This is a genomic window from Streptomyces kanamyceticus (genome assembly GCF_008704495.1).
In the GTDB taxonomy this organism is placed as follows: domain Bacteria; phylum Actinomycetota; class Actinomycetes; order Streptomycetales; family Streptomycetaceae; genus Streptomyces; species Streptomyces kanamyceticus.
In genome coordinates this window covers 54,924-69,712 of the sequence record NZ_CP023699.1, presented here as the reverse complement: position 1 = coordinate 69,712, position 14,789 = coordinate 54,924, and the positions used below count along the sequence as shown (strand labels likewise).

General features: G+C 71.9%; 10 protein-coding genes and 2 pseudogenes. 9 read left to right on the top strand and 3 right to left on the bottom strand.

Going from position 1 to position 14,789, the window contains the following annotated elements:
* The first annotated feature begins 22 nt into the window (after positions 1-22).
* From CP970_RS00300 to CP970_RS00275, 6 genes and pseudogenes are all read left to right on the top strand, one after another.
* Positions 23-4,098: pseudogene (locus CP970_RS00300) on the top strand (type I polyketide synthase).
* A complete protein-coding gene (locus CP970_RS00295; RefSeq protein WP_150492820.1) occupies positions 4,095-4,469 on the top strand; it encodes a thioesterase II family protein in 375 nt (124 codons plus the stop codon). The pseudogene CP970_RS00300 and the gene CP970_RS00295 overlap by 4 nt, the downstream one beginning before the upstream one ends.
* A gap of 43 nt (positions 4,470-4,512) precedes the next feature.
* On the top strand, positions 4,513-4,872 hold the full coding sequence (locus tag CP970_RS00290) for a thioesterase II family protein (protein ID WP_150492818.1): 360 nt from the start codon (positions 4,513-4,515) through the stop codon (positions 4,870-4,872).
* Positions 4,873-4,922: 50 nt separating this feature from the next.
* Positions 4,923-6,338: an NAD(P)/FAD-dependent oxidoreductase gene (locus CP970_RS00285; protein ID WP_055546190.1), complete on the top strand. Its 1,416-nt coding sequence runs from the start codon at positions 4,923-4,925 to the stop codon at positions 6,336-6,338.
* 132 nt (positions 6,339-6,470) lie between these two features.
* Complete coding sequence (locus CP970_RS43935; protein WP_063806058.1) at positions 6,471-7,031, top strand: GbsR/MarR family transcriptional regulator; 561 nt, start codon at positions 6,471-6,473, stop codon at positions 7,029-7,031.
* A complete protein-coding gene (locus tag CP970_RS00275; RefSeq protein ID WP_055546192.1) occupies positions 7,028-8,584 on the top strand; it encodes an MFS transporter in 1,557 nt (518 codons plus the stop codon). The genes CP970_RS43935 and CP970_RS00275 overlap by 4 nt, the downstream gene beginning before the upstream one ends.
* Positions 8,585-8,683: 99 nt before the next feature.
* On the opposite strand, the gene CP970_RS00270 is transcribed toward CP970_RS00275, so the two are convergent.
* The gene (locus CP970_RS00270) at positions 8,684-9,466 is read right to left on the bottom strand and encodes a thioesterase II family protein (protein ID WP_055546194.1); all 783 of its coding nucleotides are present in this window, start codon (positions 9,464-9,466) and stop codon (positions 8,684-8,686) included.
* A gap of 310 nt (positions 9,467-9,776) precedes the next feature.
* Here CP970_RS00270 and ccrA point away from each other — a divergent pair.
* Both ccrA and CP970_RS00260 read left to right on the top strand, forming a co-directional pair.
* Positions 9,777-11,115, top strand: a pseudogene (gene ccrA / locus CP970_RS00265) (crotonyl-CoA carboxylase/reductase).
* A gap of 104 nt (positions 11,116-11,219) precedes the next feature.
* Positions 11,220-12,083 carry a substrate-binding domain-containing protein gene (locus tag CP970_RS00260; protein WP_055546198.1) on the top strand — a complete coding sequence of 288 codons (864 nt, stop codon included), beginning with the start codon at positions 11,220-11,222 and terminating at the stop codon, positions 12,081-12,083.
* Between the two features lies 1 nt (position 12,084).
* Here CP970_RS00260 and CP970_RS00255 read toward each other — a convergent pair whose 3' ends face one another.
* Positions 12,085-13,377: an LCP family protein gene (locus CP970_RS00255; RefSeq protein ID WP_055546200.1), complete on the bottom strand. Its 1,293-nt coding sequence runs from the start codon at positions 13,375-13,377 to the stop codon at positions 12,085-12,087.
* 150 nt (positions 13,378-13,527) lie between these two features.
* On the opposite strand from CP970_RS00255, the gene CP970_RS00250 reads away from it, so the two are divergent.
* A complete protein-coding gene (locus CP970_RS00250) occupies positions 13,528-14,214 on the top strand; it encodes a M15 family metallopeptidase (protein WP_224058101.1) in 687 nt (228 codons plus the stop codon).
* A 48-nt stretch (positions 14,215-14,262) separates the two neighbouring features.
* On the opposite strand, the gene CP970_RS00245 is transcribed toward CP970_RS00250, so the two are convergent.
* Positions 14,263-14,715 carry a hypothetical protein gene (locus tag CP970_RS00245; RefSeq protein WP_055546204.1) on the bottom strand — a complete coding sequence of 151 codons (453 nt, stop codon included), beginning with the start codon at positions 14,713-14,715 and terminating at the stop codon, positions 14,263-14,265.
* Between the last annotated feature and the right edge of the window lie 74 nt (positions 14,716-14,789).

The window sequence follows — 14,789 nt, the reverse complement described above, 5'->3', positions numbered from 1 at the left end:
AGAGAGAAACGGAGAACGTGTGATGGCCAGGTCGACGGAGGAGATCGTCGCGGCGCTGCGCGCGGCCCTGACGGAGGCGGACCGGCTGCGCAAGCACAACCAGCATCTCGTCGCGGCGGCCACCGAGCCGATCGCGATCGTGGGGATGGCCTGCCGATTCCCCGGCGGCGCCGACTCCCCCGAACAGCTGTGGGAGTTGCTCGCGGCAGGCAAGGACATGATGATCCCGGTCCCTCAGGACCGGGGCTGGGATCTGGAAGCGATTCTCGGCACCCGTGCGGACGGCTCGCCGCGGACCGCTGAGGGCGGCTTCCTGGAAGGGGTCTCGCTCTTCGACGCCGACTTCTTCGGCATCGCCCGCGCGAGGCGCTGGCGATGGACCCGCAGCAGCGGCTGATGCTGGAGACGGCCTGGGAGGCGTTCGAGCGGGCGGGCATGGACCCGCTGTCGCTCAAGGGCAGCAGGACGGGCGTGTTCGTGGGCACGTCCTACTCGGCGTACGCCAGCGACGTGCCGTTCGTGCCCGCGGAGATCCAGGGCTATTCGATGACCGGCAACGTCACGAGCGTCGCCTCGGGCCGGATCTCCTACGCGCTGGGTCTGGAGGGCCCCGCCGTCACCATCGACACGGCGTGTTCCTCCTCCCTGGTGGCGCTGCACCAGGCCGCGCACGCGCTGCGCGCGGGCGACTGTCCGCTCGCGCTGGTCGGCGGCGTCACGGTGATGCCGATCCCGGCGCTCTTCGTGGAGTTCACCCGCACGCGGGGGCTCGCGTCGGACGGCAGGGTCAAGGCGTTCGCCGCGGCCGCGGACGGCACGGCATGGGCCGAGGGCGCGGGCGCGGTCGTGGTGGAACGCCTCTCCGACGCCCGGCGCAACGGCCACCAGGTGCTTGCCGTCATCCGTGGCTCCGCCCTCAACCAGGACGGATCGAGCAACGGTCTGACGGCGCCGAGTGGCCCCGCCCAGCGCCGGGTGATCCGCGCCGCCCTGGACAACGCGGGCCTCACCTCGGCCGATGTCGACACCGTCGAGGCACACGGCACCGGCACCACCCTCGGCGACCCGATCGAGGCGCAGGCCCTGCTCGCCACCTACGGCCAGGACCGTGACGCCGACCGGCCGCTGTGGCTCGGCGCCATCAAGTCGAACATCGGGCACACGGGCACGGCCGCGGGCATGGCGGGCCTGATCAAGACGGTGCAGGCGCTGCGGCACGGCGTGCTGCCCAAGACCCTGAACGTCGACGAGCCCACGCCGAACGTCGACTGGTCGTCGGGCGCGGTCGAACTGCTCACCGAGACCCGGCCGTGGCCCGAGATCGGCGGACGCCCCCGGCGGGCCGGAATCTCCGCGTTCGGCATCAGCGGCACCAACGCCCATGTGATCGTCGAACAGGCACCGGCCGACGCCGCGGTCGTCGCACGTCCCGCGGCCGCAGGACCCCGGCCCGCGGAGTTCCTGCTGCCGGTGGCCGCCAAGACCGTACCGGCCCTGCGGGCCCAGGCCGCCCGCCTGGAGCAGGCGCTGGCCGAGGACCCCGGTCTAGCGCCGCTGGACGTCAGCTACTCCCTCGCGACCACGCGGGCGGCCCTCGGCGAGCGTGCCGTCGTGATCGCCGAGGACCGCGACGAGGCGCTGCGCGCCCTGCGCGCACTGGCCGAGGGGTCTCTCGATGGCTGCCTGGTGGAGGGCACGGCCGCGCAGCGCGTCGAGACGGCGTTCCTCTTCACCGGACAGGGCGCCCAACGGGCGGGCATGGGAAAGGAGTTGTACGAGGCGTTCCCGGTGTTCGCGGCGGCGTTCGATGCCGCCTGCGCCCAACTCGACCGCCATCTGCCGCGACCGCTGCGCGACGTCGTGTTCGCGACGGAAGGATCGCCCGAGGCGGCCCTCCTGGACGAGACGGTGTTCACCCAGACGGGAACGTTCGCGCTCCAGGTGGCCCTGCACCGGCTGTGGGAGTCGTGGGGGGTGCGCCCCGGCCACCTCATCGGCCACTCGGTGGGCGAGCTGTCCGCCGCGCACGTCTCCGGAGTGCTCTCCCTGGAGCACGCGGCCGAGCTCGTGGCGGCCCGCGGCACCCTGATGCAGCGGCTGCCCGCCGGAGGGGCGATGCACGTGCTCCAGGCATCGGAGGCCGAGGTCGTCCCGCTGCTCGAAGGGCGGGCGTCCGAGATGTCCGTCGCGGCCGTCAACGGCCCCGCGGTCACGGTCGTTTCGGGTGACGAGGAGGCGGTCGCCGAGGTCGCCGCGCACTTCGCGGGCCAGGGCCGCAAGACGAAGCGGCTGCGTGTCAGCCACGCCTTCCACTCGCCGCGCATGGAGGCGATCGTCGACGACTTCCGCGCTGTCGCGACCCGTCTGGAGTACGCCCCTCCGCAGCTCCCTCTCGTCTCGAACGTCACCGGCAGGCAGCTCACGGCCGGCGAGGTGTGCGACCCCGAGTACTGGGTGCGGCACGTCCGTGGCGCCGTGCGCTTCCTGGACGGGGTGCGCACCCTGGCCGACGCGGGCGTGACCGCCTTCGTCGAACTCGGCCCCGACGCGGTGCTCACCGCCATGGCCAGGGACTGCCTGGGCGGGCGCGCCGCCGACGTGGCCCTCGTGCCCACCCTGCGCCGGTCCCGTCCCGAGGCCCGCTGCGCGCTCACGGCCGTCGCCACGGCCCACGTCAAGGGTGTCCCCCTCGACTGGGAGAAGGTCTTCGACGGCAGCGGAGCCCAGCGCGTCGACCTGCCCACGTACGCCTTCCAGCGCCGTCGCTTCTGGCTGGAGAACATGGCCGATCCGGTGGCCTCCGGAGCAGTCGCCGCCCTGGCCGGATCCCGTAACGGCGGGCCCGCGCCGGGGACGACCGCGGCCGGAAGTCCCGCACCCGTGCCGCTCGCCGCGGACCCGGAAGCGTCCGGGGAATCGCTGGGGGAGCGGATGCGCGGCCTCGACGAGGAGGCGCGGCGCGGTCCTTTGCTCACGCTGATACGCCAGTACGCCGCCGGAGCCCTCGGCCACGCGTCGGCGGACGAGATCGCCCCCGGCCGGGACTTCTCCGACATGGGCTTCGACTCCATGTCGGCCGTCGAATTCACCGTACGGGTCTGCGACGCCACGGGATTCACTCTGCCCAGCACCATCGTCCTGGACCACCCCACCGCCGAGCACCTGGCCGACTTCCTGGCCGGTGAGTTCGGCAAGCCGGTCACGGACGCCGCGCCGTCCTACGGGAGTGCCGAAGGACTCGGCGGTCTCTTCGTGCGCGCCTGCCAGGAGGGCAAGGCCGCCCAGGCGCACCGGTTGATGTCCGAACTGGCCGACTACCGGCCGGGATTCAGCACGCTCGCGGAGCTGGACCGGGCGCCGCGCACGGTCTGGCTGTGCGACGGCGCGGACGAGCCGGTCCTGATCTGCTTCCCGTCGTTCGTATGGCAGCAGAACTTCTACCAGTACTCGCGGCTGGCCACCGGATTCCGCGGCAGCCGCGCCGCCGCGATGGTCGGCCTGCCCGGCTTCCTCACCGGAGAGCCGCTGCCGACGTCCGTCGGCGCGCTGGCCGAGGCGCTCGGCGACGCGGCTCTGCGGGCCGCGGGCGGGCGGCGGTTCGCGCTCCTCGGCCACTCCGGCGGCGGCTCGATCGCCAGTGTGGTGACCACGTATCTGGAGGGCAGAGAGGCCGGGCCCGAGGCCCTGATCCTCCTCGACACCCCGACCTGGGGCGGCCGCAACGGTCTCGGCGAGGAGTGGGGCGACACGGTCCAGACGTCCCTGCTCGGCCGCAAGGAGCGCATCGAACAGGCGGGCGACGGCGGGGGAGAGGCCTGGATCACCGCACGCGCCCGCTACGCGGGCTTCGACTACTCCGTGCCACGGATCGCCGCCCCCACTCTCCTCGTGCGTGCCACCGAACCGGTCGGCGGCCCCGGCGCCGCGGCGCCGGAGAGCGACGGGTGGCGGGTGAACTGGGAGCCGGAGCACACGCTCGTGGAGGTGCCCGGTGACCACTTCTCCATGCTCGAGGGCGACCACGCGGCGCACACCGCCCGCGCCGTCGAGGACTGGCTGCGCGGCCCCGGCCGACGAACCCGAGGAGGGACATCATGACCGACTGGCACCGCGAGGCCGGTCCCTGGCTCACGCGCTACACCCCGGCGGGGCCGACGGGTGAGCGGGCCCAGCTCATCTGCTTTCCGCACGCGGGCGGCTCGGCGACGTACTTCCAGCCGCTCGCCCGCGAGCTGGCCGCACGGCAGGACGCTTCCGTGGAGGTGCTCGCCGTCCAGTACCCGGGCCGCCAGGAGCGGCGGGCCGAGCCGTTGATCGAGGACCTGTCGGTGCTCGCGGACCGGATCACCGAGGCGCTGAAGCACGCGGCCGACGCACCGCTGGTCCTCTTCGGGCACAGCATGGGCGCCCTGCTCGCCTGGGAGGTGGCCCGTCGGCTCGACGGCCACGGCGTCGTCCCCGGGCGCTGATCGTCTCGGGGCGCGGGGCCCCGGCCTCTACCGCGACGTCCAGCTGCACCGGCGTACCGACGACGAGCTCACCGCCGACCTGCGCTACCTCAGCGGCACCTCGGCACACCTCCTGACCGACCCGGGAGTGCTGGAGATGGTGCTGCCCGTCCTGCGCGGCGACTACCGGGTGGTGGACGGCTTCCGGTACGAGCCGGGGCCACCGCTGAGCTGTCCGATCAGTGTCTTCCTCGGCGACCGCGACCCGTGGGCGCGCGAACGCGAAGCGCGCGGCTGGCAGGCGGAGACCACCGCCGACGTGTCGTTCCGCAGCTTCCCCGGCGAGCACTTCTACCTCGCCTCGCAGTGGGGTGCGGTGGCCGAAGCGATCGCCGACATCCCCCTGGGTGCCCCGTCACACTGACCGCTCGACCACCCGAACTCCCCCTCCCGTAAAGGAAAGTGAGAGCAAACATGTCCCACACGACAAGGGCGGTCGTCCTGGGGGCGGGGATGGCGGGCATGCTCGCCGCCACCGCGCTCGCGCGCCACGTGGACGCCGTCACCGTCCTTGACCGCGACCGGCTGCCCGACGGCGCGGACCCGCGTCGCGGGGTGCCGCAGGCCCGCCACACCCACGTCCTGTGGTCCGGTGGCGCCCGGGTGATCGAGACCCTGCTGCCCGGCACCACGGACCGCCTCCTGGACGCGGGCGCCCACCGCGTCGGCCTGCCCGAGGACCTGGTCTCCCTGACCGCGTACGGCTGGCAACAGCGCTTCCCCGAGACCCAGTTCATGATCGCGGCCAGCCGTTCGCTGCTCGACTGGACCGTCCGGGACCAGGCGGCGCGCGACCCCAAGGTCACCGTGCTCGGCGACATGGACATCCTCGGGCTGCGCGGCGACGCCCGCGCCGTCACGGGTGTGACCTGCAAGCCGAGGCGGGAGGGCACCCTGTCGGTGATCGAGGCGGACGTCGTCGTGGACGCCACGGGACGCGGCTCCCCGATGAAACGCTGGCTCACCGGGCTCGGTCTTCCGCCGGTGCAGGAGGACGTGATCGACTCGGGCATGGCGTACGCCACCCGGATCTTCCGCGCCCCCGAAGGGGCCAGGAAGAAGTTCCCCCTCGTCAGCGTGTACGCCGACCACCGCGCGGGTGTGCCGGGCCGCAACGGCATCCTGCTGCCCATCGAGGACGGCCGCTGGATGGTGACCCTGTCCGGGACCCGTGGCGGCGAACCGCCGACCACCGAGGAGGGGTTCGCCGACTATCTGCGTACCCTGCGCCACCCGCTCATCGCCGACCTGATCGACCGCGCCGAGCCGCTGACCGGAGTCCAGGCGTCGCGCTCCACGGCGAACCGGCGGCTGTTCTACGACCGCCTCGTCGAATGGCCCGACGGCCTCGTCGTGCTCGGGGACGCGGTGGCCGCGTTCAACCCCGTCTACGGCCACGGCATGAGCGCCGCGGCACTGAGCGCGGCCACGCTGGACGCCACCCTCCGGAATTCCGCTCTGCGGCCCGGCACGGCACGCGCGGCCCAGCGGGCGATCGGGGCGGTGGTGGACACTCCCTGGTCGCTCGGTACGTCGCAGGACATCTGTTACCCGGACGTGTTCGCCAGGACCGATGACCCACGGCTGACCCGGCACGCCGACGACCGTCGCCGCCAGGCGGACGTGATCGGCGCCGCGGCGCTCGGCGACCCTCTGGTGTGCGCCGCCGCGTTGCAGGTCAACACCCTTTCGGGAGCCGCCGACGCCCTCCAGGACCCCGAGGTGCAGCAGGCGCTCTCGCGGGCCGGGGAGCTGGGCCTCCCGGACGGGCCCACGCTCACCGACGAGGAGCGGGACGCGGCACGGACGACGGTGAACGCCGCCTCCTGAGCGGCATTGACGGAACTTTGACGCGGCGGGGACGACTCGCCGCGTCATTCCGCTTCCCTTCGCCGCGTCTCGTGATTACAGTGATGACTGAAACAACTAGAACGTGCTGTAAGAACTAGGAGGTGCTGCATCTTGTCGCCGAGAGCCGACCAGGAGCCGGGACCCGAGCCGCGGAACCAGGGCGCGGGACCCGAAGAAGAAGTGCTGGCCTGGATCGAGCGAGTGGCGTCTTGGTTCATGCAGCAGGCGGGATGGCCGCCGATCATGGGCCGGACGATGGGCTGGCTCATGGTGTGCGACCCCGCGGAACAGAGCGCCGCACAGATCGCCACGGCGGTCCAGGCCAGCCGCGCGTCCCTGACGAACACGCTGCGGCTGCTCACCGAGGCACGCATGGTCGAGGCGGTCACCCGCAGCGGAGAGCGCGCCACGTACTACCGGATCACCGAGGACGCGTGGTCCGGCGTGCTCAAGCGGCGCCTGGAGAGCATGACGTCCTTCGTGGACATCACGGCCGAAGGGCTGCGCCTGTTCCCCGAGGGAGAGGCACGGGCGGCACGGGTGCGCGGTGCGCATCGCATGTTCACCTGGCTCCACTCGGAGGCGGAGCCCATGTGGAAGCGCTGGGAGGCCGTCAACCGCGCCGACCAGCAAGGGAATTCGGATGAGGAATCGGACGGGATGCCGTTATGAGCAATCAGGAGACCCGCAAGTGGTGGGCCCTGGCAGCTATTGGGGTCAGTCTGCTGACGGTGGGTGTGGACGCGACGATTCTCAATGTCGCACTGCCCACTGTCAGTGCTGATCTCAACGCCTCCACCAGCGAACTGCAGTGGGTCGTCGACGCCTTCACCCTCGTGCTGGCCGCGGTGCTGCTCCCCGCCGGCCTGTTGGGCGACAAGTTCGGACGCAAGAAGCTCCTCGTCGCCTCCCTCCTGCTGTTCGGCGGCGCCTCGCTGTGGTGCGCGTACTCAGGATCGGCGGAACAGCTGATCGCCGCCCGTGCGACGCTCGGCCTGGCCGCGGCGTTCCTGGTGCCGCTCTCCACCTCCGTGCTCCTGAACATCTTCGAGTCGGAGGCGGAACGGACCAAGGCGATCGGCGTCGTGGCGGTCTCGCAGATGCTGGGCCTCCCGCTGGGACCCATCATCGGCGGCGCGCTGCTCAATCACTTCTGGTGGGGTTCCGTCTTCCTCATCAACGTGCCGCTGGTGGCCCTCGGCGTCATCGCCGTGATCAAGCTGGTCCCCGAATCGCGCAGCAAGGACCGCGTCGGCATCGACGTGGTGGGCGTCGTGATCTCCAGCGTCGGCCTGGCCGCCCTGACGTACGGGGCCATCGAGGCGGGCGAGAAGGGCTGGGGCAGCAGCGAGACGGCGATCTCCCTGCTGGCCGGCGCGGTCGCCCTCGTCCTGTTCGTGGTGTGGGAGCGCAGGGTCGCCGCGGCCGGACATGATCCGCTGGTGGACCTGACGCTCTTCCGCGGCCGGGGCTTCGTCTGGGGATCCATCCTCAGCACCGTCGTCAGCTTCGCGATGTTCGGCCTGATGTTCGCGCTGCCGCAGTACTTCCAGGGCGTGCAGGGTGCCGACTCCCTCGGCACCGGTCTGCGGCTCCTTCCGATGATCGGCGGTCTGCTGGTCGGCGCCAGCGTCATCAACAAGATGCCCGCCCAGTTGGGTCCGCGCGCCGTGCCCGCCCTCGGCTTCCTCCTGGTGAGCGTCGGCCTGTTCATGGGCACCTACACCGAGACGTCGACGGGCTACGGATACGTCGCGGTCTGGCTCGTGATCATGGGCGCGGGCCTCGGCCTCGCGATGACCCGGGCCATGGCGGCGGCGCTCAACACGCTCTCCAAGGAGCGCAGCGGCGTCGGCTCCGCCGTCGTGCAGGCCCTGCGCCAGGTCGGCGGCGCGATCGGTGTTGCGGTGCTCGGCTCCGTGGCCAGCGCCTCCTACCGGGGCAACCTCGACCTGGCGAACACCCCCCAGGAGATCGAGGACGCGGTCGGACGCAGCGTCTCCACCGGCGTCGCCGTCGCCGAGAAGATGCACGACGCGGCGATGCTCACAGCGGTCCGCGACGCCTTCGTCGACGCGATGCACACGCTGCTGTTCGTCTGCTCCGGCATCGCCCTCGTCGCCGCCCTGCTCGCCCTCGCCTTCATGCCGCGCACGGCCGCCGTGCCGCCGAAGGACTCCGAGGACGCCCCCACGGAAGCGGGGGTCACTGACTCGGTCGCCTGAGGATTCCCCCGGTTCCAGACGACCGACCGAGCCGCGGCACCGCCTGTTGTCCAGGCGGTGTCGCGGCACTTTTCGGTGCGGGCCCCGTGTCCGGGCCGCTCAGCGCGCGGCCGCGGCCTCCTTGCCGAAGGCGCCCACGAACTCCACGACCGTGTCGCACACCGCGGACCGATGGTCGTTGAGGAAGAAGTGACCGCCCGTGAAGCTGCGGTAGTGCAGGGACGAGGTGGTGTGCTTCTCCCAGGCGCGGGCCTCCGCCGGGGAGACGCGCGGGTCCGATTCCCCGGTGACGACACCCACCGGGCAGCGGAGCAGCGGCAGCGGATCGGGCTCGTGGGTCTCGACCGCCTTGTAGTCGGCGCGCAGCGCGGGAAGGATCATGCGGAGCAGTTCGGCGTCCTCCAGAAGGGGCGCCGCCGTGCCGCTGAGGCCGCGTATCTCGGCGATGAACGCGGCGTCGTCCAGCTTGTGGGCGTTCTCCTCCCGGTAGACCGACGGAGCACGGCGCCCGGACACGATCAGGCCCAGCGGGGTCCCCTGCGTCGACTGCTCGAACTTCCGCGCCACCTCGTGGGCGAGGACCGCCCCCATGCTGTGCCCCATCAGCACCAGCGGCCGGTCCTGCCAGCTCCGCAGCGCCGCGAAGATCCCGTCCACGAGCTCGGGAAGGGAATCGACGGCGGGCTCCTCGCGCCGCTCCTGCCTGCCGGGGTACTGCAGGCTCAGTACGTCGATGCCGTGGGTGGCGAGCATCGCCGAAAAGGGGTGGAAGAAAGGTGCGGAGCCGCCGGCGTGCGGAAAGAAGACCACGCGGGAATCCGCATCTTCGACGGGGTGAAATCGCCTTGCCCACAAGTCGTTCGCCCGATCTGTTTCGTGCATTCCTCAGCTCCTCACCGGAGTTCCCCGCACTCTGCGGAGCACCTCCGCCTCACTGTCCGGTGATTTCGTATGCGGCCATGCACACATGGCGCCACCACGGTATGCGGAGCAAAGAGGCGCTCTGAACCCCTATTGGGCCCCTCCGACCCCTGTGCTCAAGGGGCATCCGACGGGTCCGACATGCCTGCGGCGCCCTCAGGGTTAGGGGTTCTGACAGGGGTTCACCCTTCGTACAGTCGACGTGGCTGTCGCCCGTCACCACCTCTCGTCAATTGCCGTCATCTGTCGGCACGCCGGAATAGGGGCCCCTGTGGAAGCCATTGTCAGTGCCGCGCTCTCCGAAGACGCCCGCACCGAGGATTTCGCCGCGCTCGCGGTGCCCGAGTCCTATCGCGGAGCGGTCGTCCTCAAGAGGAGGTCGGAATGTTCGAAGGCCTCGCGAGCCAGGACAAGGACCCCGCAAATCCCTGCACATCGAGTCCGTGCCGACACCGGACCGGGTCCTGGGGAGGCGCTGATCGCCGTGATGGCGAGTTCCGTCAACTACAACACGGTGTGGAGTTCCCTCTTCGAACCGCTGCCCACCTTCACCTTCCTGGAGCGCTACGGGCAGTCACGGCCCGAGGGGGAGCGGCACAACCTGCCCTACCACGTGCTCGGTTCGACCTGTCGGGAGTGGTGCTGTGCACCGGACCCGGCGTGCGTCGCTGGAAGCCGGGTGACCGGGTGGTGGCGCACTGTCTGTCGGTGGAACTGGAGAGCGCGGAGGGCCACAGCGACACGATGCTCGACCCCGAGCAGCGCATCTGGGGCTTCGAGACGAACTTCGGCGGCCTCGCCGAGATCGCGCTCGTCAAGTCCAACCAGCTCATGCCCAAGCCGGGCCACCTGAGTTGGGAGGAGGCCGCCTGCTCGGGCCTGGTGAACTCCACCGCGTACCGCCAGCTCGTCTCGCGCAACGGCGCCGACATGAAGCAGGGCGACAACGTGCTGATCTGGGGCGCGAGCGGCGGCCTCGGCTCCTACGCCACGCAGTTCGCGCTCGCCGGCGGCGCCAACCCGATCTGTGTCGTCTCCAGCGAGCAGAAGGCCGACATCTGCCGCTCCATGGGCGCCGAGGCGATCATCGACCGCAGCGCCGAGGGCTACCGGTTCTGGAAGGACGAGCGCACCCAGGACCCAAGGAGTGGAAGCGCTTCGGCAAGCGCATCCGCGAGTTCACCGGCGGCGAGGACATCGACATCGTCTTCGAGCACCCAGGCCGCGAGACCTTCGGCGCCAGCGTCTACGTCACCCGCAAGGGTGGCACCATCACCACCTGCGCCTCCACCTCGGGCTACATGCACGAGTACGACAACCGCTACCTGTGGATGTCCCTCAAGCGCATCATCGGCTCCCACTTCGCCAACTACCGCGAGGCCTGGGAGGCCAACCGCCTGATCGCCAAGGGCAAGATCCACCCCACCCTCTCGGAGGTCTTCCCGCTCGCCGCGACCGGAGAGGCCGTGCGTGAGGTGCACCGCAACCGGCACAGCGGCAAGGTGGGTGTCCTGTGTCTCGCGCCCGAGGAGAACCTCGGTGTCGAGAACCCGGAGACGCGAGCCCGCCACGAGTCCGCCATCAACCGCTTCCGCGGCACCGGCCGGTAGCGGTCTCGTGTACCGGGGCGCGCGCCAGGGCAGGTAGCACCGGTACGGCCACGGCGGGGCAGGCCGCGGCGCGGGAGCAGCGGGAGCAGGAGGAGTCGGACACCATGGCACACGACACGGCCGGGTACTGGGAGTTCACCGACGACCGGGATCACCTGGTGAGGGCCGCGGCACGCCCGGCGAGGCCGGTCGCCTACCTACCCACGGGCGCGGCCCTGTACGACCACGGCATACGTCCGGCGGGTGTCTTCGGCTCCGCGCACGACGATCCCGCCGTACCGGATCCCGCCAAGGCGGGCAGCCTCCCGCTGGACGGCCTGGGCTACTTCGGCGCCGGTTCCGCACTGGACCTGGACGCCCTTGTCGCCGCAGGGCCCGACCTCGTCGTCGCGGTCACCTATGGCGGCGGACAGGTCTACGGCATCGACCCCGAGGCCGCCAAGCACCTGGAGGAACAGGTGCCGGTCGTCGTGCTCGACATCGGGCACGGGCGCAGCCTCGCCGGAATCAGGGGGCGCCTGACCGCCCTCGCGCAGAGCCTCGGCGCCGCCGAAAAGCCCGAGGAGGACGCCGAACTCGCCGTCGCCGAGCAGAGGTTGACCGCGGCGGCGGGCGGCCGCGCACGGCCGCGCGTGCTCGCGCTCTCTCCGGCGGGCCCCGACACCGTGCACCTGGCGCGGCCGTACGCCTGGCCCGATCTGGCCGCGCTCGCCGGGCTCGGCGTCGGACTCGTCGACCCCGAACCCGGGCAGGGCGCCAACTGGTCCACGACCACCTGGGCCGAGGCTGCCGCCCTCGAACCCGACCTGGTCCTGACCGATGTGCGCTCCAACGCCGTCCCGCTCGGCGACGCCCTCGGCCCGGGCATCCGGACGCTGCCGTGGAACCCCGAACTGCCGCCCAGCGCACGGCAACACGCCCGCTTCGCCACCTCGCTCGCCGAAGCCCTGGAGGACGCGCGCCCCTGAGTCAGCCGCAGCGCAGCCGATCGCCGGTGACGGGCGCGCCCTCCACCATGCTCCGGTCGTACGTCACCTTCGCCACCTGTTGCTTCGCGGCGCCCACCGCGACCCGGAAGACCGGCCCTTGACCGGTGACCTGGCGCAGCCGGGAGCCGGGCAGCGCGGCGGCGAGCGTGTCGACGTAGCGGGCCTGGACCGGGTCGTACGTGATGACCGTCGGACCCGCGGCCCGGCCCGCCGAGGGATCGACGGCGCGCACGTCGAAGCCGTTGGCCCGCAGCCCGTCGGCGGTCGCCGGATCGTCGACGCGCACGCGGACGGTCCCCGGCCGCTGGTCCACGGGGACGGCCTTCGCCGGGCGACCCTGGACCAGCGACCGGTCCTCGCGCACCGCGTCGAACAACGCCTTGGCGCGCGGCTCGTCCCACAGCAGCGTCGAGCCCCAGCCGGGCACCTGGTGGTCGAAGTCGGACATCGGGACGGTCGCGAACTCGGTGTGCGCGAGGTCGAGACGGCGCAGTGCGCGCCCCCACGCGTAGAGCGTGCCCAGCGAGGTGTTCTCGTCGGTGCGCACGCTGCGCGCGAGGGCGCGGGCCGTGCGCCCTGTGGCCAGGGGATCGGTGAACGCGCCCGCGTCGGAGAGCCGGGCCAGCATGCCGAGGAGGAGGCGCTGCTGGCGGCGGACCCGGCCGAGGTCGCCGGGCGGTGAGACATGGCGGGCCCGTACGTAGCGCAGCGCCGTGCCGCCGTCGACGGCATGGGTGCCGGGCGCAAGGTCCAGGCCGGAGTTGAGGTCGGACAGCGGAGTCGAGGTGCACACCTCGGCGCCGCCCAGCCGGTCGACGGCCTCGACGAAGCCGAGGAAGTCGGCCTCCAGGTAGTGATCGATGGGGACGCCGGTGGCCTTCTCGACGGTCCGTACGGCGAGGTCGGCACCGCCCTCCGCGAAGGCCCCGTTGATCTTCCCGCTGTGCGGGCCGTGGCCGTCGTGCCGCGCGAACGGCACGTACGAGTCACGGGGAATGGACACGACGCCGAGCCGCCGCCCGCCCGGGGCGATGTGGACCAGCATCATCACGTCGGTGCAGTCGCATTCCTTGCCGCCGACGTGCAGCCGCTGGATGTCGGAGCGGGACATGCCGGTCCTGCGGTCGAGGCCGACGACGAGGAGATTGGTGCCCCGGTCCCGCGAGGGCGCGGGTGCCGCCGGGCGCGGGACGGTGGACGGCGCGGCGGAGATCAGTGACGCGGTGAGCAGGGCGGTGAGGGCGAGGCGGCGCAGGACGCGGCTGGACGGCAAGGATGCCTCCCTGTGCGGGACAAGTGACCTCCCTGGGGCAGGTGAGATCCTTTGCGGCAGGCTAGGCCGCCGCCGGGCCGATTCCCCGCGTTGACGCGCCAGGCGCCGGTGTCCGCCCCGTGGCCCGCCCGTCGCAGGGATGATCTTTCCATGAGCACCCATACGAACATGAACACGAGTGACATCGTCCTGATGGCGGACCCGAGGGTCGCCGACGTCCCCGTACGCGAGTGCGGGGAGCGCCTTCTCGACGTACGCGAAGACAGCTCGCTGCTGGTCGACGCACGTCAACAGGAAGGCGCCGAGGCCGCGTTCGCGCTGCTGCGCGAGGGTGTGGTGCGGCGCCTCGAACGCGCGGAGAAGCTGCTCCCCGACGGCCTGCGGCTGCTCTTCGTGGAGGGCTACCGGCCGCCTTCGCTGCAACGCGCGTACTTCGAGGAGTACGCGGAGCAGCTCCGGGCCCTCCATCCCCACTGGTCCGCCGCGGAGATCCACGCGTCGGCAAGCCGCTACGTCTCCCCGCCCGACATCGCCCCGCACAGCGCCGGAGCCGCCGTTGACCTGACGCTCGCCGACGCCGAAGGACGCGAACTCGACCTGGGCACCCGGATGAACGCCGACCCGGAGGAGAGCGAGGGCGCCTGCTACACGGCCGCGGCCGACATCGGCCCCGAGGCGCGGGCCCACCGAGACATCCTCGGCACCGCGCTGACCGCGGCGGGCCTGGTCAACTACCCCACGGAGTGGTGGCACTGGTCGTACGGCGACCGCTACTGGGCGCTCCTGTCGGGCGCGGAGTGCGCGCTGTACGGACCGCGTGAGGCGGACCGGGCGTAGGCAACCTTGGGGCGGCTCGGCTCGGCTCGGTCGGGAATGTTGGGGAGGTCAGGGCTGCGCCCGCACGGACACCGCCGTCCGCTCCTCCTCCACGGTCGTCGTGCCGAGCGTCGCCGCGCCCGCGCCGATGAGCACGGCGAAGGCCGCGGCGACGCCGACGACCGCGAGCCGCAGGCGGGGTCCGCGTCGGCGCGCGGGCCGCACCGCGACACGAACGACGGGGGCGCCCACCGCGAGTTCCCTGCGGGCGGCCACCCACTGCCGGGTGTCGTCGGCGTCGAGACCGCACGCGACGACGAACGCGACGAGGAGGGCCTTGCGGGGCAGCCGGTCCCGGCCGAGCATGGTCGCCGCCGTCGAGTACGGCAGCACCTCGCCCGCGGTGGCCGCCGCGCGTTCCAACTCCCGGTAGCTCAGGCCCGACCAGGCCTTGAGGCGGCGCAGCTCGGCCATGAACGCGGCCTCTCCGGCGGCGCCTTCCGGCACGGGCGGTGGCGTCATGTGGGTCCCTCCGATTCCGGCGCACCCCGCTGACCTGCGCGTACGGAAACTCGCACAAGCTCGAACAGCTCATC